This window comes from Myxococcus sp. AM011 (assembly GCF_013372595.1).
In the GTDB taxonomy this organism is placed as follows: Bacteria; Myxococcota; Myxococcia; order Myxococcales; family Myxococcaceae; genus Myxococcus; species Myxococcus eversor.
The window spans coordinates 42250-59575 of the sequence record NZ_JABXEM010000028.1 but is presented as its reverse complement, the minus strand read 5'-3'; the positions used below and the strand labels follow the sequence as shown (position 1 = coordinate 59575).

Here is a 17326-nt window from a genome sequence, read left to right as displayed (position 1 = left end):
CGTGGGGGCTCGGGCGGCGGGGCGGCTCCTCGCGGCTGTCGGGCAGCGACACGTCGGCGAGCCCCAGCTTGCGCACGGCGGCGCGCGCGGCGGAGGCCACGCGGGAGTCGGCGTCCTTCACGCGGCGGCGCAGGTGGCCGGCGGCGGTGACTCGGGGGAAGAGCAGGGGGATGAGGCGCACGGCCTGGATGCGCTCGCGCGGGTCCACGCTGCCCAGGCGCTTCGTGACGACCTCGCTCCAGTGTCGGCTGACGTAGAAGCGGGCGACTTCGTATTCGGCGAGGCCCTGGTGGCGCTCCAGCAGTTCGGTGATGCGGCTGAAGTGCGCCTCGGGGTCCTCCATCAAGGGCTTGAGCTCGAGGAGCAGTGAGACCAGGTCCATTCAGGCGCTCCAGGCGGAACCGCGTGCTCCTGGGGACGCCGCCACCTGCACGGCAGAGGCGGACGAGGTCGGGGAAGCCCGCCAGGCGGACCTCGTACCGCGTCGTCCTTCAATGGGTGTCATCGGCAGCCGCGACGTGACATCGCGGACGAAAGGCTGGCTGCACGCGGCCCCAGGAGCGGGCCGAAGCTCACCACATCCTTCACGATGAAGGAAGGTCGCCGAGCTCCAGGGGCCCGTCTTCTTCCAGGAGGGCGAGCAGCGCTTCCCGACTTCCTCCCGGCGCCCGACGCACCAGGGTGTCGAGCTGTCGTCCCTGGGCGCGCACGTGCTCGCCGTGGGCGCGCATGACGGACAGGGCCTCTGGCTCCATCCACGGGCGGGACAGCACTTCGAGGTTGTGCAGCAGCTCGCGGCGGTTGCGGGGCGCGGTGAGGCTCGCGCTGACGCCGGGCTGCGAGAGGGAGTAGCGGTAGCAGTCCACCGCGGAGGGGAGGGGCGTGTCCTGTGCCACGCCGGGGACGGGGCGCAGCAGGCGGCCGTAGCAGGTGGTGGTGAAGGTGAGCACGCCGGTGCCCTGGCGCTGGGCCTCGGGGAAGAAGGCGGACTCGGCACCCGGGTGCGCGGCGCTGTGACGTGTCATCACGACGGGCCATGGGTGCCGGGTGAGCGCGTCGCGAGCGAGGTCTCGCAGGTGCGTGGAGAAGCCAAAGGCGCGCAGCTTGCCTTCGGTGCGCAGGAGCTCCAGGGCGGCGTAGTCCTCGTCGGAGAGGCGCTCGGGAGCGCGGACCCAGAAGAGCAGGAAGACGTCGAGCCACGAGGTGCGCAGTCGGCGCAGCGCGGACTCCACGTCGCGACGAATGGCGGCAGGGCCCGAGTGGTACGTGCCCGCCACGATGACGGAGCGCTCGCGAGGGCCGCGCCCGCTGCGAAGGAACTGCGTCAACGCGGCGTAACGGGGCTCCCAGAAGAAGGTGTCGATGCCGGCTTCGTGCGCCTCGAAGAAGGGCTCGCGCGAGGTGAGGTGCGCGCCGGAGAGGACGAGGGGCGAGACATTCAGTCCAGTGCGCCCCAGGGGACGTGACGAGGCTCGCGGTGGAGACGGTGGGCGAGGTGATGGGGTGGTGCGCTGTCGTGGAGCGGAGGTGGGGCGGAGGCGCGCGAGCTCGGGCTCGGCGGTGAAGAGCGCATCGGGGAAGGTGAGTGTCAGCGCTTGCAGGTGCGTGACGACGCGGGCGGGCTCGGTGTGGGCGCGCAGGGAGTCGCGGAGCAGGGCGAAGGCGGTGTCATCGGCTCGGCGCAGGCGCCACGTCCATGCGGCGATGCGCAAGTCGGTGTCGTGCCCGGGGGTGGGCTGGCGTGGTGGTGGCTCCTGCCGTGTGTCGCCGGACTCCAGCGGCGAGGCCTCTGGTGTGGGCAACTTGTTGTGAACGTCGGGAAGTGGCGGAACGTCCAGTCGAGAGTTGGCCGGCGGGCCCAGCAGCGCCTCCAGTCGTTCATCGAGCGTGTCGCAGGCCTCTAGTGGGGAGGCCGCCGCATTGCGGACCATCAGCTCGGTGTCACGTGACAGGCGCAGCAGGGCGCGCAGCTCCGCGTCACCGTTCTGGGGTCGGAGTTGCTCGGCGGCGCGGGCTCGTATCCACGGGTCGGGGGAGAGGGCGCAGCCGAGCGCGAGCGTGGACTGGTAGGTCGGGTCGCCGGATGCGAGCGCGCGGCCGTGTGAGAGGGCGAGCTGCAACGCCATGCGACGCACGCTCGGGTCGGAGTCATCGAGGCAGACCCGGGCAGCGCTGTCGACGTCCAGCACGGCGGCTCTCAGCCACGGGTCCTCGTGGGACTCAGCGTGCTCTCGTTCGGTCTGCGTGAGCCAGTCCAGTGACGCGAGGGCTTGCAGCGCCACCGCGCGCACGGAGGGGTCCTCGTCTCCAGATGCACGGAGGAGTGGCTCGGAGGCTTCCATGTATGCGGCGGCGGTGGCGACGGCCCGACGCTCTCGGGGCGAGGTGGCTCGTGGAGCGAAGGCCACCAGCGCCGTGGCGAAGTCCTCGACAGCCGATGTGGAGCGGGGCCTGCGCTCCCAGGCTCCGATGACCTCGGCGCGCACGGAAGCGTCTTCATCATCGAGTGCCTTCAGCACGAGGCCGCGACTGTCCGGGTCGAACACGAGCGCGGATATCACCGCTCGGCGGATGTCGGCCTCGGGGTGTCGGGCCAACACGCGCGCACTGGCCAGGAGTGCCTCGTGTCCCTGCTTCACCGCGACACGTGTGGCCCAGGCCAGTGAGCCCGGCCGGGGTGGCGCCGCGAGGATGCGGGTCGCGAGGTCGACCTCATCCACGTTGAGGCGCTCCAGCAACGCGCGTGCTTCGTCCTGGGCATGCGGCACGCGCGGCTCGTCCAGCCAGTGCATGGCGAGGCGCGGTGCTTCCGCGTCCTTGCGTTCACGGAGCCGCCGCCGCGCGAGGGCACGAAGGGGCTCGTGTGGATCTCCCAGCCACTCCACCAGCTCCCGCGCGGAGAGGGACTCGGCGGGTCGTGCCTCCAGTCGCGCGGTGGTGACCGCGGGGTCCTCACTCGCGAGTCCCGCTTCCACATCGTCGACGCGTGAGCCCTCTGCCCGGGGGGCAGCCATCGCACTGCCCTCCGCATCAAACAGACGCGGTCCCACGTCACCCGAAGCGACTGCACGCCACTCACCCTCCAGCCACGCCACCGCCGAACGCAGCGGTCCCTGCTCCCTCGCTTCCGCCGCCCTCCGCACCTGTTCCCTCAGTCCCTCGTTCCCCGCCCCCAGCCACGCCAGGGCCTGCACCGCCGCATGGCGCACGCGCCAGAACGGGTCCTCCAGCGCCGCGAGCAATACCCCCACCGCACCCGAGCCCGCGACGGAGGCCGCCGCACGCACCATCGCCCTGCGCACCCACCACACGGACTCCCGCCGCACCGCCTGCTCCGCATGCGGCAACAGTGCCTCCGCTCCCAGCCGAGCCAGCGCGCGCCACGCTCTATCCCGCACCATCGGCATGGCATCACCGAGCGCTTCAATCAGCGCCGACGCAAAGCGCGAATCCCTCGCATCACCGAGCCGCCGCGCGGAGATTGCGCGCACCTCCGCATCCTCATCCGTGAGCAGCGCCTGCCTCAGCGCATAGCGTCCCACCAGCTCCGAGGCATCGACCGCGCCCGCCGCCTCGCGCCGCACCGTGACGTCCTCGTCGAGCAGCCGCACGGTGGCCAGGTCCAGTTCGAGCATCGCCGGAGACTCTAGGCGCCCTGCTACACTGCGGACATGCCCGACATGCTGGCCATCATCAGCAAGGCGATTTTCGAGAAGGAGGCCGCTGGCCTCTCTCCCGGCCAGGTGTTGCCGACGGACCGCTACCGCAGCCAGAGCAAGCACCTCACTCCACTCGAGGACGGCGGACGCCTCTTCCTCGTCACCGTGCGTCCCCCCGACGAAGCTCTCTGGCTCGTCGCCGTGCTCGAAGGCCTGTCCTCCGATGACGAGGGGTGGATCGGCCGCAAGAACCGCGTCCCCATCACCGACGTCACCTCCGCCATCTCCAAGCTGCGCTTCGAGTTCGGCAAGGGCATCCAGGCCGCGAAGGGCGCGCTGGGCATGTCCCTCCAGACGCCTCGCGTCCTCACCTTGGCGGACTCGGAACTCCTGCTCGGAAGCGCGGGCGGCGGACCCATCAACTTCACCGCGCACCAGGAGCACTCCGCGCTGCCCTGTCTGTGCAAGCAGTGCCTCCCCCGAAGCCCCGAGCGCGCGGAAGCCCAGGGCATGCGCTTCCTCCGTGCACAGGTGGAGACCGGTGGCCGGCTGCTGTACTACTGGCTGCCCGAGGAACTCACCACTGACTCACGCGCTGTCGCCCAGGCCGTTCGCGGCGCCCTCATCGGGCGGCTCGGCTCCTGACTCACTCAGCGGAGGGAACCGCTACTTCGCGTCCGGCGTGGCCAGCTCCGAGCCGATCTGCTGCCACTCCTGGGCGTAGGCGCCCCGGGTGAAGGTGCGCAGGTCGTCGCTCGTCACGGTGCCTCGCGCCAGCGCGGTGTCGAGCGCGCGGACGACGGCGGTGCGGTGCGGCTGCTCCACGTAGGGATTGCCCTCGCGGAACACCTCGCCGAACAGCGACTCCAGCCGGCCATCCTGCTTCAGCCGCTCCACGATGCGCGCCTGCGAGGCGGGCTCGTCCGCGTGCGCATGCAGCATCGCGGAGGCCATCCCACCCTGGGCGTCGGCGTCGGGGAACTCCGAAAGCAACTCCAGCTCCGCGTCCGCGCCAGCGATGGCCGAGGCCTCATTGGCAGCGGGCGCCAGCGCGGGGTTGATTGCGGGCGTGGCGCGCGGCGTCGGCCGACGCTCCGGCTCGAAGTCGCTGCGGCCCTGGAACGGACTCACCGCGCGATGTGCCTGGACTTCCTTCTTTCCGGGGCTCTGCTGCACGTTCTTGGAGGCGGAGTCCGGCCGCTCCGTGCTGGAGCGCTCCGAGACGGAGCTCTTCGGCGGGGACGAACGGTTGCCACCATCAATGCGCGACATGAGTGCGCTCCAGGAAGACTGCGAGCCGGTGCGGGCATGGCTCCGGGAAGTCTCAAGGAAGTTATCGGACGCCCCGGGCGCCAGTTGCGTCCAGCACGAAGGTGAGGTGGCACACGGACCCATGCCGCGCTGATGACCACCAGAAGACACTTGAGAAATGCAGCAACTACCGGCGCTTGGCCACGGGCTGTGGAGCGAACAGCGCCTCCAGCCCACGCACCACGTCATCCCGCCAGGCCGGGTAATTGTGCCCTCCGCTGTACTCCCGGTACTCGACGCGGTGCCCGGTGCCCTTCAGCAAGGGGACGAGCCGCTGGTTGCCCTCCAGCAACACCTCGAAGCGGCCGCAGCTCATCCACACGTCCAGGGGGCGACGAGGCAGGTGCCGCGCCAGGTCGAACACGACGAACTCGTGGTTTTCCACGACGAACGCCCCCGACTGCGACAGCACCCGTCCAAAAATCTCCGGCGCGCGCAGCCCGATGAAGAGCGACATCAACCCGCCCAACGACGAGCCCAACACCCCGTGCACGCCCGGGTTGTGTCGTTCGTCCACCAACGACAGGTGCTCCCGGGCCAGGGGCAGCACCTTCCAGAGGAGGAGGGCCACGGTGTACTCGCTGCACGCGTACTCCACGCCGCGCGTCACGCCGCCGTTGGAGACGAGCGCGAGGGCCACGGGCCGCATGCGGCCATCGGCGACCAGCGTGTCCACCAGCTCCGGCAGGCGCACGCGGCGCAGGTAGTCATCGCCATCGAGCACGACGAGCAGCGGCACCGGCCCACGCGTCGGCGGGGCGTACAGGTGCACGGTGCGCTGGCCGTCCAGGCCCACGTCGGACATGTCCACGCGGTGGCGGGTGACGTGGCCGCGCGGCACGCCTCGGGGACGGCGCAGGGGCAGCGAGGGCCCACCGTCGGGCATGTAGAAGGCGTGGTTGACGTCGCCGAAGCCGTTGTCGGAGACGCGGACGTTGAAGTCGTCCTTCAGCCGCTGCCCGTGGGAATCGAAGAGGGCGTATTCGACGTACGCGTCGCGGGGCAGCGCCAGCGAGCGAGTCCACAAGCCCGGCGCCACGCGCTCCAGGGGAAGCGGCTCGCCCCTCCAGTCCTGGAAGTCACCCTGCACGAAGACAGGCCCCCGCCCCCGCCACACGAAGGTGGCCGTGTCTCCGATGATGACGGGCGTGCCCTCGGCTCGCGCTCGCGCTTCCAGCTCCCTGGCTTCCATGCGCGTCAACCTATGTCAGTAGATTCCTCAGCGCCCCCTCCAGTTCGGGAAAGCGGAAGGCGAAGCCTGTCTGCCGGGCACGCGCGGGCAGCACGCGCTGACCCTCCAGGACGACCTTCGCCATCTCCCCCATGGCCGCCTTCACCATGAACGCGGGGATGTGCATGACCGACGGCCGGCCCAACGCATGGCCGAGCGCATGGGCAAGTGTCGCGTTCGTCACCGGCTCCGGGGCCGTCGCGTTCACCGGGCCCTCCACCGTCGCGTCCTGGAGCACGAAGCGCACCATCGCCTGGGCATCCTCGCGGTGAATCCAGCTCACGTACTGCCGGCCGCTGCCCACCGCGCCTCCCGCGCCCATGCGGAAGGGCGGCAACATCTTGTGGAGCGCGCCGCCGTCCGGATGCAGCACCACGCCCATGCGCACCACCGCGGTGCTGATGCCCGCGCCGCGCGCGTTCCCCGCCTCCGCCTCCCAGTCCACGCACACCCGCGCCAGGAAGTCGTCCCCCGGCGGGCTCTCTTCCGTGAGCGCCTCCGCCTCGCGCGCGCCGCCGTAGTAGCCGATGGCCGACGTGGACACGAAGCGCTTCACCGTCCCCGCCGCCTTCATCGCCTCCACCAACATCCGCGTGCCCAGCACCCGACTGTCGTGGATGCGCTGCTTCGCGTCCTTCGTCCACCGCTGCGCCACCGGTTCACCCGCGAGATGAATGACGGCGTCCGCGCCCCCCAGCACCTCCGGGGCGACCGCCGCCCGTCCATGGAAGGGCGCACCCGTCACCCCCGGCGGCAGCTTCTCCAGCGCCCGAGGCACGTCCCGCGTCAGCACATGCACGGTGTGTCCCTGGCTCAACAAACCCTGGACAATTCCTGGGCCCAGAAACCCCGTGGCGCCGGTGATGGCCACCTTCACGGCGCGGCCTCCGGGGCCTTGGGCGCCGCCGGCGTGTTGAGGTCCACCCCCACCAGCGTGCTCAGGGCCGAGAAGAACGCCACCTGCTCCTCCGGTTTCATCTTCCCGGAATACCGGTAGACCACCGCGCCCTGGGCATCCAGCAGCAGCACGTTGGAGGTCTTCATCGGCAGGCCCCACGGCGCCGAGCCCATCGTCCCGTCCAAATCCACCAGGATGGGCACGCCCACCTTCTTCTCCTCATCCCGCACATAGGAGAGGGCAATCTGCCGAGCGGGAAAGAAGTCGAACTTCCGCAGGTTGGCCACCGCCACCACCCAGGCGGAGCCCAAGAGGTTCCGCTCCTTGCCGCGCGCGAACAGCTCCTCCTTCAGCTCCGCGTTGAGCGTCGTGGAGTCCTTGTCCTCATAAAAGAGAATTACCGGTTTTCCACGCCATTTCGAGAGGCGAATCTCATCTCCGCTGGAACTCCGTAACGTCGCATCGTGCGGGCCGTCTGCTGGGCTGGAAGCCAGCGCACCCTGGGTCAGCAGGGCCGCCGTCAGCGTGCTTGTGATCCACAACTTCATGAGGTGACCCCCGGTGGACAAGGTTCTTACAAACCCTGTACATAGCCTTGACAAGCCCTCGACGCAAACGCTACGTCTGGAGGGCAGGACCCTCATGAACCCCGAGGATCAACCCATGGCACTCCCGCGTTCCGCCGCGCAGCCGGGCGAACTCCCTTTGGAGCAGGCGTGGCGGATGCTGGTGCACGCGAAGGTGGAGGCGTCGCTGGCGGAGCTGTTCGAGCTTCCGGACGAGGCGGGCCTGGACGCGCGGTGGACGCGGGCGTTGGAGGAGGCGCGGCTGTACGCGCTGCGGCCCGCGAAGCGGGTGCGTCCGGCGCTGGTGATGGCGGGGCACTGTCTCGCGAAGGGCACACCGGTGGTGCCCTCGGAGCTGTGGCGCTTCGCCGCGGGGTTGGAGTTGCTCCACACCTTCCTCCTGATTCATGACGACGTGGCGGACCGCGCGGTGCTGCGACGTGGGAGCGCGGCGCTGCACCACCTGCTGGCGCCCGGGCGGATGGGCGAGGACCTGGCGGTGGTGGTGGGAGACCACCTCTTCGCGCGCGCCCTGGAGGCGATGCTGGAGTCGGACCTGCCGGGCGTGGCGAAAGTCGTCCGCTACTACCTGGCGGTGTGCCGGCACACGGCGGCGGGGCAGTATCTGGATTTGTCTCTGGAGCGCGCGCCGCTGTCGGAGGTGTCGCTGTTCCAGGTGATGCGCGTGGCCTACCTCAAGACGGCGCGCTACGGCTTCTGCGCGCCGCTCGTCTGTGGCGCCATGCTGGGCGGCGCGAGCCCCGCGCTGCTGGAGGGGCTGGAGCGCGTGGGCCGTCAGGTGGGGCTCGCCTACCAGCTCCGCGATGACCTCATCGGCCTCTTCGGCGACTCCACCGTCGCGGGCAAGTCGTCGGCCAGCGACTTCACGCAAGGCAAGCGCACCTTCCCCCTGCTCGCGGCGTATGCGCGCGCCTCGCCCGAGGGACGCGAGGAGCTGGAGGCGCTCTGGGCGCTGCCGGAATGTCAGAAGGATGCGGCGGCCCTGGTGCGTGCCCGGGCGCTGGTGGAGGCGCATGGCGGCCGAGCCGCGTGCGAGCGGATGGTGGAGCGCGCCTCTCGCGCCGCTCGTCGCACCCTCCAGTCGTTGCCCAACCCCAACGGCGTGAGGGACTTGATGGACGCCCTCATCGCCCGGCTCGCGCATCGCGCGGCCTGAGGAACACATGAGCCCGCGGACACAAGGCAGACGCGTGGTGGTGGTGGGCGCTGGCGTGGGAGGTCTGGCCGCGGCGGCGCGACTGGCGCACCAGGGCTTCGACGTCCAGGTCGTCGAGAAGACGGTGGGGCCGGGCGGGCGCTGCAACCGGCTGCGGGTGGACGGCTTCACCTGGGACATCGGTCCCACCATCGTGCTGATGCCGGAGGTGTTCGAGGAGACCTTCCGCGCGCTCGGCCGCCGAATCGAGGACTACCTGACGTTGCTCAAGTGCGACCCGAACTATCGGGTTCACTTCCGTGACGGCTCCGACGTGACGTTCACCTCCGAGCTGTGCGCCATGGGACGAGAGCTGGAGCGGGTGGAGCCGGGCAGCTACGCGCGCTACCTCGCCTTCCTGGCCCAGGGTCGTGTCCAGTACCGCACCAGCCTGGACCATCTGGTGGGCCGCAACTACGCGGGCATCACCGACTATCTGTCCCCGCGCGTGCTCGCCCGCATCTTCCAGGTGCGCGCCCACCGGCGCATGTACCCGGACGTCAGCCGCTACTTCCGCGATGACCGGCTGCGCGCGGCGATGACGTTCCAGACGATGTACCTGGGCGTCTCTCCCTTCGAGTCGCCCGCCGTCTACGGCCTGTTGCCCTTCACCGAGCTGGGCGTGGGCATCTGGTTCCCCAAGGGTGGGCTGTATGCCATTCCGCAGGCGCTGGAGCGGCTGGCCATCGAGGAGGGCGTGCGCTTCCACTACGGCTCGCCGGTGGAGCGCATCCTCACGGACGGAAACCGCACCACCGGAGTCCGGCTGGAGGGTGGCGAGGTGCTGGAGGCGGACGCGGTGCTGTGCAACGCGGACCTGCCCTACGCGTACGAGAAGCTGTTGGACCCCCAGGCCACCACGCTCAAGCGCCGCGAGTCGCTGCGCTACACCTCCAGCGGCTACATGCTCTACCTGGGCATGCGCCGGAAGGTGCCGGAGCTGTTGCATCACAATGTCATCTTCGGGCGCGACTACCGGGGCTCGTTCGAAGACATCTTCAAGCGCTTCCGCGTGCCGGACGACCCGAGCTTCTACGTCAACGCGCCCACGCGCACCGACGCGTCGATGGCGCCCGAGGGCAAGGACTCGCTCTACGTGCTGGTGCCCGTGCCGCACCAGCACCCGTCGCTGGACTGGAAGACGGAGGGGCCGAAGGTGCGCGCCAAGGTCTTCGCGCGGCTGGCGGAGCTGGGCTTCCCCAACCTGGAGTCGGACATCGAGGTGGAGCGCGTCTTCACTCCGGATGACTGGGCGGGCACGTACAACCTGGCGAAGGGCAGCGCCTTCGGCCTGGCGCAGAACTTCATGCAGATTGGGCCCTTCCGTCCGTCCAACCAGGACGCGCGGGTGAAGAACCTCTTCTTCGTCGGAGCCTCCACGCAGCCGGGCACGGGGCTGCCCACGGTGCTCATCTCCGCGCGGCTCGTCACCGAGCGCCTGGGAGACTGGGCAAGGCAGCAGGGCGTGACGCTCTCGCCGCGCGGAAGCCGGACGAAGTCGACAGCGGTGGAGGCGGCGGCGTGAGCGCGTCCGACGACAGGGCGCTGGTGCGCCGGGGATATTGGCTGGCGCGGCGGGTGACGCGTCACCACGCGAAGAGCTTCTTCTTCGCCTCGTATCTGCTGTTCGGTCAGCGTCGCAAGGCGGCCTTCGCGCTGTATGCGTTCTGCCGGCGGCTCGATGACCTGGTGGACGAGGCGGGCGCGGCGACGGAGGACTTGTCCGTGCGGCTGGGGCGGGCGCGGCGCATGGTGGCGGAGCTGTACGTGCCCATGCCGGAGCTGGCGTCGAAGGAGCTGGGGCCGCCGGGCGGACGACTGGTGGGCGTGGCGGCGAGCTCACCGTGGGACGCGGGGGAGTTCGCCGCGCTCGCGCACACGGTGCGCCACTACCGGATTCCCGAGCAGCCCTTCCAGGACCTCATCTCCGGCATGGAGATGGACCTGACGAAGCACCACTACGCCACGTGGGAGGAGTTGGACCTCTACTGCTACCGCGTGGCGGGCGTGGTGGGGTTGATGCTGACGCCGGTGTTGGGGTGCTCGGACGAGGGCGCGCTGCAGCCAGCGGCGGACCTGGGCCGGGGCATGCAGCTCACCAACATCCTGCGCGATGTGCGCGAGGACCTGGAGCGGGGGCGGGTGTACCTGCCCGCTCGGGAGCTGGCGGCCTTCGGCCTGTCCGAGGACGACTTGCGGCAGGGCAAGGTGGATGCGCGGTGGCGCGACTTCATGCGCTTCCAGGTCGAGCGCGCGCGGACGTACTACGCGAGAGCGGCCCTGGGTGTGCCCGCGCTCACGGGCTTTGGCAGTCAGCGGATGGTTCGGCTGATGGGCGCCATCTATGGCGACATCCTTCGTGAAATCGAAGCGCGCGACTACGACGTGTTCAGCTCTCGGGCGTATGTGACGACGCGGCGCAAGCTGTCGCTGGCCACCTCGGCCTTCCTCCGGCCCCACTCCGTGCTTCCCGCGCCGCCGGCCGAGCCGCGCGTGCCACTGCTGCCGAGCGAAGTAGGGGGACAACGCCATGGGTGAAGCGAAGCGCCTGTCGGTGGCTGGCGAGGCACGGACGCGCGGGCTCCTGGACGCCGAGGTGGCGCGACGGAGGCCCTGGTCATGAGCACCTCTCGTGTCGCTGTCGTGGGGGGAGGCATTGGAGGACTCACCGCGGCGGGCCTGCTGGCGAAGGAAGGCCACGCGGTGACGCTCTTCGAGGGCGGGCCCTCGCTGGGTGGCAAGGCCCAGGCCGTCACCGTGGACGGAATCACCCTGGACACCGGGCCCACGTTGCTGACGTTGCCGGACCTGGTGCGTGGCACCTTCGAGCAACTGGGTGCGCTCGACCTGTTGCCGAGGCTCACCGAGTTGGAGCCGCAGTGCACCTATCGCTTCTCGGACGGGTGCGCCTTCACCGCGTACAAGGACCTGGACCGCACCGCGGACAGCGCGAGTGAGGTGAAGCCGGTGGAGCGCAAGGGCATCCGCGGTTTCTACGCGGAGGCCGCCGCCATCTGGGGCGCCGCGGGCGAGCCGTACCTGGAGGCGCCCTTCGAGGGCATGGCCGGGTTCATGGGACGCGTGGCCCGCCGGGGGATTGGCGCGGTGATGGCGGGGATGCAGTTGTCGTCCCTGCACGGGCTGGCGGTGAAGCACCTGCGCACCTCGCACCTGCAGCAGTACGTGGGTCGCTTCGCCACGTACGCGGGCGCGTCTCCGTACGAGGCGAGCGCGGCCTACGCGTTGATTCCGCACATCGAGCGCGCGTACGGCGTCCACCATGCCCAGGGCGGCGTGGGCGCGCTGGTGGACGCGCTGGGGCGGGCGGTGCGCAGGCTCGGTGTCACGGTGCACCTGAAGACGCGCGCTCGGTTCGCGCATACGAGCGAAGGCTACCGCGTGGGGCCCGGCGAGGACTCCGCGCCGTTCGACAGCGTGGTGGTGAACGCGGACCCGCTGGAGTCACTGCGTCGTGGAGACGAGCCGCTGGCGCTCTCCGGGTTCGTGTTGTTGCTGGAAGTGGAGGGGCGTCCCTCGCTGCCGCACCACGCGGTGCTGTTTGGTGGCGACTACCGGCGCGAGTTCGACGAGCTGTTCAGCGGGCAGCTCGCGACGGACCCGACGGTGTACTTCTGCAACCCCACCGCGACGGACCCGACGATGTCGCCGTCTGGGCGCACGGGCCTGTTCGTCATGGTGAACGCGCCCGCGTTGCCGGTGGATGAAGCGGAGGCGGACGCGGCGGCGCGCGCCTGGGAGCTTCAAGCGGAGCGGGTGAAGGCGCAGATGTTCGAGAAGCTCTTCGCGCACTTCCCGGAGCTGAAGGGCCGGGTGCGAGTCATCGGCCAGCGCTCGCCGGTGGACCTGGCCGCGCAGGGGGCGCCGGGAGGCTCCATCTACGGCTTCCTGCCGCATGGGAAGCTGGGGCCCTTCCGTCGTCCGCGCATCCGGGGAAACACCCCGGGCCTGTTCTTCGCGGGAGGTGGCACGCATCCGGGGGGCGGGGTGCCGCTCGTCATGCTGTCGGGGCGCTTCGCCGCGGAGATGGCATCCGAGCATCTGCGGAGGGGCGCATGAACAGCCTGCGCGACATTCCTCCGCTGCCCCGTGAAGCGGGGGCCTATCGCTGGTTCTATGCCGACGTGACGGCGGGGCCCTACAGCGCGGTGTGCATCTTCATGCTGGGTTCGCTCTTCTCCCCGCGCTATTCGGTGGCGGCGCGGCGGGGCGGGCGGCCCATGGAGCACAGCGCGGTGAACTTCGCGCTGTACCACGAGGGCGTGCGCCGCCTCTGGGTCCTGAGCGAGTACCCTCATGCCGAGGTGGAGTCGGCGGGACGGCTGCGGATTGGCCGCTCGACGCTGACGTACGGAGAGGGTGGCACGGTGCGTATGGACGTGGAGGACTGGACGGCGCCCTGGGGGCGGCCCGTGAGCGCGCGCCTCACCCTGGAGCCGCTGACGCCGGTGGGCGAGGTGGTGCGGTTGATGCCCGAGCTGCCGCACTACTGGCAGGCGCTGGCGCCTCGCGCGCGGGCTCGGCTGGAGGTGTCCTCCCTTGGGGTGAAGGCGGAGGGGCTGGGCTACCACGACACGAACCACGGCGAGGAGCTGCTGGGCGAGCGGCTCGCGGGCTGGCACTGGGCGCGCACGCATCGCGAGGACGCGACGACGGTGGTGGACTACCACCTGCCGGATGGCGTGGCGCCGCTGCGGATGACGGCGTGTGCGCAGGGCGTGCGTTGCGAGCGGGGCCCGGGACCGAGGACGCAGCCCACGGTGATTACCGGCTGGGGCCTGCGCGTGCCCTCGCGACTCCAGGCCGGCAACGTGGAGGTGGGGCAGGCGCGGTTGCTGGAGTCCTCGCCCTTCTATGCGCGGATGGAGGCTCGCAAGGGCGCGCTGGATTGCATGGGCGAGGTGGCGGACTTCCGTCGCTTCCACTCGCCCTTCATCCGCTGGATGGCGCACTTCCGCACGCGGCTGGGGACGGCGGCATGAGCGTTCCGGTTCTCCTGGGACTGGGTTGGGCCGTGCTCGCCACGGGCTTCAGCGGCGTCGCGCTCGCGCGCCTGCTGCGCCTGCGTCGGGGCACGGGGACTCGGCCCGTGCAGGAGCCGTCTGTCGAGGCGCATGGCACTCGGCCTTCGGTGTTGTTGCTGCGCCCGGTGGACGCGCCCACGCCTCGTGAGCTGGAGAACCTGGCCCTGCCCATCGAGTACGCGGGCGCGCTGGAGCAGGTCGTCGTTTCGCCCTACCGCCCCCGGCTTCCACCCGACGTTCGCTGGCTGCCGAGCGACCCGCTCACGCCCAACCGCAAGGTGGGCCATCTCCTCTACGCGCTGGAGGTGCTTCCCATCGAGGGCCGCGTCGTCCTCGCCGTGGATGCGGATGTCGCGGTGACAGGCGCGCTCGTGGAAGGGCTCGCGGCGCCCCTGGTTCGTGGGGCCGCGCTGAGCACCGCCGCCCCCACTCCGGTGGACGTGCGCGATGGCGCCGGGCGGGCCATGGCCGGTCTGCTTCGCTACACGCATCACAGCTTCCTCGCGCTGCACGTGATGAGCGCGGGCGCGAAGTCCGTGTGTGGCAAGGCCCTGGGTCTGTCCCCAGTGGCGATGGAGTCGCTCAAGTCCCTGGCCGACCACATCGGCGAGGACCTGGAGCTGTCGAAGCGCCTGCACGCACTCGGCCTCGACGTCGAACTGAGCGACGCGCCGGCCGTGGTGCCGCTGGGAGACATCGGCGCTTGGGAGGTTCCCCTGGCCCGCTTCACGCGCTGGATGCGCGTGCTGGCCAGTCACCGTCCCGCGCTGTACCCCACCGTGCCGCTGCTCTTCACGCCCACCGTGCCGCTGGTGGTGCTGGCCGCCCTGCTGGGCTCGCCCGTGCTCTCGCTCGCCGTGGGATTGCTCGTGTGCGTGCGCGCTCTGCTGGCGCTCCGACTCGCGGTGCTCGGCGCGCCTCGGGTGGAGGGCTTGCGCGACGCGGGCCTCGGGCGCGCCTTGACGGATTGGTTGCTGGGAGAGTTGCTGTTGCTGACTGCCTTCATCGTCTCCCTGGGCCGCCAGGGCCTGGTGACGTGGCGGGGGCGCACGTACGCGCTCTTGCCGGGAGGCCGCATGGTCCGGGTGTCGCCGGAGCTGACGGGAGGACCTGGATGACCTACGCGCGTTTCCTCGGGCTGTTCGTGGTGCTGCCCATCGTCTTCCTGCTGTGGCGCTACCGCCGCACCTTCACGGCGCGCAGTCTGGCGCCCATGGGGCTCTTGCTCATCGTCGTCTACGCGGCGACGTCGCCCTGGGACAACCTCGCGGTGAAGTGGGGCCTGTGGGGCTTCGACGAGAGCCGCATCTGGGGCATCAAGCTGGGCTACCTGCCGCTGGAGGAGTACCTGTTCTTCGGCCTCCAGACGCTCCTCGTGGGGCTGTGGGCGAGGGCCCGACTCACCCGCGCACTGGCGCGCACGGAGCCCGCGCGGCCCGCGACGTCGTTGCCCACGCCTCCCTCCGAGCGCGCCCTGGCCCCGAGCGAGGTGTCGTCATGATGGAGACGCGCTGGGCCTATCTCATCCACCTGGTCGGCTGGACGCTGCCGCTCATCCTCTTGCAGACGGTGGTGCTGGTGCGCCATTACAAGGAGCGCTCCGGCGCGGTGCTGCGCGCGGTGCTTCCGCCCGCGTTCATCATCGGCATCTACCTGGCGGTGGCTGACCACCTGGCCATCTCCACGGGCATCTGGAACTTCGGCGAGGGCCTGCACCTGGGCGTCTACGTGGGGCTCGTTCCCCTGGAGGAGGTGCTGTTCTTCCTGCTGACCAGCGTGCTCGTGTCGCTGGGGCTCGCCCTCTTCACGGGCCTGGTGGAGCTCTTGACGAAGAAGGAGGCCAAGGCGTCGTGATTCCCGCGGCCAAGGGAGGCCCCTTCGGGTGGGCGCTGGACGCGTATATCGGGTGGAAGTTCCGCTCGGCGTTCCGAGGCCTGTGGGTGCGCGGAGAACTGCCCGCCGCTGGCCCGGGGAGGTTGGTGTACCTGAACCACGCGAACTGGTGGGACGGCTTCATGCTGCACCAGCTCTCGCGCGTGGCGGGGTGGGACGCCTACTGCCTGATGGACGAGGAGAACCTGCGCCGCTACCCCTTCCTGGCGCGCATCGGAGCCTTCAGCATCCGCCGCAAGGACGCCGTGTCGTCGGTGGAGTCGCTGCGCTACGCGAAGGACCTCCTGAAGCGCCCCCGCGCGGCGCTATATGTCTTTCCCGAGGGTGAGCACCGGCCCTTCGGCGAACTGCCGCTGCGGCTGGAGCGCGGCGTGGAGCTGCTGGCGCGCGTGGCCAAGGTGGAGTGCGTGCCCATTGGCGTGCGCTACGCCTTCTTCGAGCACGAGCGCCCGGATGTCCTCCTGGAGGTGGGCACGCCGCACCCGCCCGGCTCACTGGCTGTCTTCCAGCAGGGGCTGGAGTCCGTGGTGCGCCGGTTGATGGCGGTGACGAGCCTGGAGGGCTTCACGCGCAAGGTGTCCGGCGCGCGGGGCGTGGCGGAGCGCTGGGATGCCGCCCGAGGGGTGGGGCCATGATGCTGCGCATCCGCACCATCGCCCGCCTGACGGGCATCCGCGAGGCGACCCTGCGCGCGTGGGAGCGACGCTACGGCTTCCCGCGCCCGATGCGCTCGGAGGGCAACAACTACCGCGTCTATTCGCGCGAGGAGGTGGAGTCCATCCGCCGCGTCGCGCGGCTCATCCAACTGGACGGCCTGGCGGTGAGCGAGGCCATCGCCCAGGTGCTCGCCACGCCCGTGAAGTCGATGCCCCGCGCGGAGCGGTTCCAGGAGCGCTTCTGGGCCGCCGTCATGCTGCTGGACGGGGACGAGGTGTCGCGCGTGCTCGACGAGGCGCAGGAGGCCATGGACGTGGACACCTACTGCGACGACTTCCTGATGCCGCTGCTGCGAGAGATGAGCGCGCGGCTGGACATCGCCCGTGAGCACCTGGCGTCCGGGTTCATCCGGCAGCGGCTGCGGCAGGTGCTGACGAGCGTGGAGAGCCCGGCGAACGGGCCGCGCGCGCTCCTGGCCTGCCCGCCCCAGGACTTCCACGAGGGGGGCCTCCTGGGCCTGGGCGTGCAGCTCAAGCGCCAGGGGTGGCGGGTGACGATGCTGGGGGCGGACACCCCGGCCGAGGCGCTGCGCTCCGCCCGCGAGCAGCTCCACCCGGACATGGTGGCGCTGTCCTTCGTGCAGAGGCGCGAACCGGACGAATTCATGACGCTGTTATCAGATGCGCTGCGAGCCTGCGCCCCCACGCCGGTCGTGGTAGGAGGGCCCGGCGCTCGCGAGCACCTGAAGGCCACCTTCACGCTGGGCGCGCAGTACGCGGAGTCCTCTCAGGAGCTGATAGCCCTCTGGAACCAGGTGCGTACCGCGCAGAACCGCCCCTGACCCGTATCGCCC

17 protein-coding genes are annotated in these 17326 nt (G+C 70.4%); 11 read left to right on the top strand and 6 right to left on the bottom strand.

What is annotated here, in order from left to right; all coding sequences use genetic code 11:
* Together HUW62_RS08405 and HUW62_RS08400 are read right to left on the bottom strand one after the other, a co-directional pair.
* Window positions 1-382: hypothetical protein (locus HUW62_RS08405; RefSeq protein WP_176434115.1), on the bottom strand; the 382-nt coding region annotated here is incomplete at its 3' end.
* A 202-nt stretch (window positions 383-584) separates the two neighbouring features.
* Complete coding sequence (locus tag HUW62_RS08400) at window positions 585-3635, bottom strand: aldo/keto reductase (protein WP_176434114.1); 3051 nt, start codon at window positions 3633-3635, stop codon at window positions 585-587.
* Between the two features lie 36 nt (window positions 3636-3671).
* On the opposite strand from HUW62_RS08400, the gene HUW62_RS08395 reads away from it, so the two are divergent.
* Window positions 3672-4304 (top strand): hypothetical protein, encoded by a 633-nt coding sequence (locus tag HUW62_RS08395; protein ID WP_176434113.1) that lies wholly within the window; start codon window positions 3672-3674, stop codon window positions 4302-4304.
* Window positions 4305-4325: 21 nt separating this feature from the next.
* Here HUW62_RS08395 and HUW62_RS08390 read toward each other — a convergent pair whose 3' ends face one another.
* The 4 genes from HUW62_RS08390 to HUW62_RS08375 all read right to left on the bottom strand — a co-directional run bounded on the left by HUW62_RS08390 (window position 4326) and on the right by HUW62_RS08375 (window position 7647).
* Window positions 4326-4931, bottom strand: a complete 606-nt coding sequence (locus tag HUW62_RS08390) for a hypothetical protein (protein WP_163862889.1) — start codon at window positions 4929-4931, stop codon at window positions 4326-4328.
* 166 nt (window positions 4932-5097) lie between these two features.
* Window positions 5098-6162, bottom strand: a complete 1065-nt coding sequence (locus HUW62_RS08385; RefSeq protein ID WP_163862887.1) for an alpha/beta hydrolase-fold protein — start codon at window positions 6160-6162, stop codon at window positions 5098-5100.
* 10 nt (window positions 6163-6172) lie between these two features.
* Window positions 6173-7078: a TIGR01777 family oxidoreductase gene (locus HUW62_RS08380; protein ID WP_163862885.1), complete on the bottom strand. Its 906-nt coding sequence runs from the start codon at window positions 7076-7078 to the stop codon at window positions 6173-6175.
* Complete coding sequence (locus HUW62_RS08375; RefSeq protein ID WP_163862883.1) at window positions 7075-7647, bottom strand: peroxiredoxin; 573 nt, start codon at window positions 7645-7647, stop codon at window positions 7075-7077. Before HUW62_RS08375 ends, HUW62_RS08380 begins: the two co-directional genes overlap by 4 nt.
* A gap of 115 nt (window positions 7648-7762) precedes the next feature.
* Between HUW62_RS08375 and HUW62_RS08370 the strand changes: the two genes are divergently transcribed.
* From HUW62_RS08370 to HUW62_RS08325, 10 genes are all read left to right on the top strand, one after another.
* Window positions 7763-8842, top strand: a complete 1080-nt coding sequence (locus HUW62_RS08370) for a polyprenyl synthetase family protein (RefSeq protein ID WP_163862881.1) — start codon at window positions 7763-7765, stop codon at window positions 8840-8842.
* A gap of 7 nt (window positions 8843-8849) precedes the next feature.
* A complete protein-coding gene (locus HUW62_RS08365) occupies window positions 8850-10406 on the top strand; it encodes an NAD(P)/FAD-dependent oxidoreductase (RefSeq protein ID WP_163862879.1) in 1557 nt (518 codons plus the stop codon).
* Entirely contained in the window at window positions 10403-11419 is a 1017-nt protein-coding gene (locus HUW62_RS08360) for a phytoene/squalene synthase family protein (RefSeq protein WP_163862877.1), read from the top strand. The genes HUW62_RS08365 and HUW62_RS08360 overlap by 4 nt, the downstream gene beginning before the upstream one ends.
* A gap of 81 nt (window positions 11420-11500) precedes the next feature.
* Window positions 11501-12958 carry an NAD(P)/FAD-dependent oxidoreductase gene (locus tag HUW62_RS08355; protein ID WP_163862874.1) on the top strand — a complete coding sequence of 486 codons (1458 nt, stop codon included), beginning with the start codon at window positions 11501-11503 and terminating at the stop codon, window positions 12956-12958.
* Window positions 12955-13881 (top strand): carotenoid 1,2-hydratase, encoded by a 927-nt coding sequence (locus HUW62_RS08350; RefSeq protein ID WP_163862872.1) that lies wholly within the window; start codon window positions 12955-12957, stop codon window positions 13879-13881. The genes HUW62_RS08355 and HUW62_RS08350 overlap by 4 nt, the downstream gene beginning before the upstream one ends.
* Window positions 13878-15041: a glycosyltransferase gene (locus HUW62_RS08345; protein WP_176434112.1), complete on the top strand. Its 1164-nt coding sequence runs from the start codon at window positions 13878-13880 to the stop codon at window positions 15039-15041. The genes HUW62_RS08350 and HUW62_RS08345 overlap by 4 nt, the downstream gene beginning before the upstream one ends.
* Window positions 15038-15424 carry a lycopene cyclase domain-containing protein gene (locus tag HUW62_RS08340; protein WP_163862868.1) on the top strand — a complete coding sequence of 129 codons (387 nt, stop codon included), beginning with the start codon at window positions 15038-15040 and terminating at the stop codon, window positions 15422-15424. Before HUW62_RS08345 ends, HUW62_RS08340 begins: the two co-directional genes overlap by 4 nt.
* The gene (locus HUW62_RS08335) at window positions 15421-15777 is read left to right on the top strand and encodes a lycopene cyclase domain-containing protein (RefSeq protein ID WP_163862866.1); all 357 of its coding nucleotides are present in this window, start codon (window positions 15421-15423) and stop codon (window positions 15775-15777) included. The genes HUW62_RS08340 and HUW62_RS08335 overlap by 4 nt, the downstream gene beginning before the upstream one ends.
* Window positions 15774-16451: a lysophospholipid acyltransferase family protein gene (locus HUW62_RS08330; protein ID WP_163862864.1), complete on the top strand. Its 678-nt coding sequence runs from the start codon at window positions 15774-15776 to the stop codon at window positions 16449-16451. Before HUW62_RS08335 ends, HUW62_RS08330 begins: the two co-directional genes overlap by 4 nt.
* Window positions 16448-17314 (top strand): MerR family transcriptional regulator, encoded by an 867-nt coding sequence (locus HUW62_RS08325; RefSeq protein WP_163862862.1) that lies wholly within the window; start codon window positions 16448-16450, stop codon window positions 17312-17314. Before HUW62_RS08330 ends, HUW62_RS08325 begins: the two co-directional genes overlap by 4 nt.
* The last annotated feature ends 12 nt before the right edge of the window (window positions 17315-17326 follow it).

Coding starts and splice junctions, on each gene's coding strand:
- HUW62_RS08400 (WP_176434114.1), bottom strand. CDS start 3,635: ATGCTCGAACTGGACCTGGCCACCGTGCGGCTGCTCGACGAGGACGTC.
- HUW62_RS08395 (WP_176434113.1), top strand. CDS start 3,672: ATGCCCGACATGCTGGCCATCATCAGCAAGGCGATTTTCGAGAAGGAG.
- HUW62_RS08390 (WP_163862889.1), bottom strand. CDS start 4,931: ATGTCGCGCATTGATGGTGGCAACCGTTCGTCCCCGCCGAAGAGCTCC.
- HUW62_RS08385 (WP_163862887.1), bottom strand. CDS start 6,162: ATGGAAGCCAGGGAGCTGGAAGCGCGAGCGCGAGCCGAGGGCACGCCC.
- HUW62_RS08375 (WP_163862883.1), bottom strand. CDS start 7,647: ATGAAGTTGTGGATCACAAGCACGCTGACGGCGGCCCTGCTGACCCAG.
- HUW62_RS08370 (WP_163862881.1), top strand. CDS start 7,763: ATGGCACTCCCGCGTTCCGCCGCGCAGCCGGGCGAACTCCCTTTGGAG.
- HUW62_RS08365 (WP_163862879.1), top strand. CDS start 8,850: ATGAGCCCGCGGACACAAGGCAGACGCGTGGTGGTGGTGGGCGCTGGC.
- HUW62_RS08355 (WP_163862874.1), top strand. CDS start 11,501: ATGAGCACCTCTCGTGTCGCTGTCGTGGGGGGAGGCATTGGAGGACTC.
- HUW62_RS08350 (WP_163862872.1), top strand. CDS start 12,955: ATGAACAGCCTGCGCGACATTCCTCCGCTGCCCCGTGAAGCGGGGGCC.
- HUW62_RS08345 (WP_176434112.1), top strand. CDS start 13,878: ATGAGCGTTCCGGTTCTCCTGGGACTGGGTTGGGCCGTGCTCGCCACG.
- HUW62_RS08340 (WP_163862868.1), top strand. CDS start 15,038: ATGACCTACGCGCGTTTCCTCGGGCTGTTCGTGGTGCTGCCCATCGTC.
- HUW62_RS08335 (WP_163862866.1), top strand. CDS start 15,421: ATGATGGAGACGCGCTGGGCCTATCTCATCCACCTGGTCGGCTGGACG.
- HUW62_RS08325 (WP_163862862.1), top strand. CDS start 16,448: ATGATGCTGCGCATCCGCACCATCGCCCGCCTGACGGGCATCCGCGAG.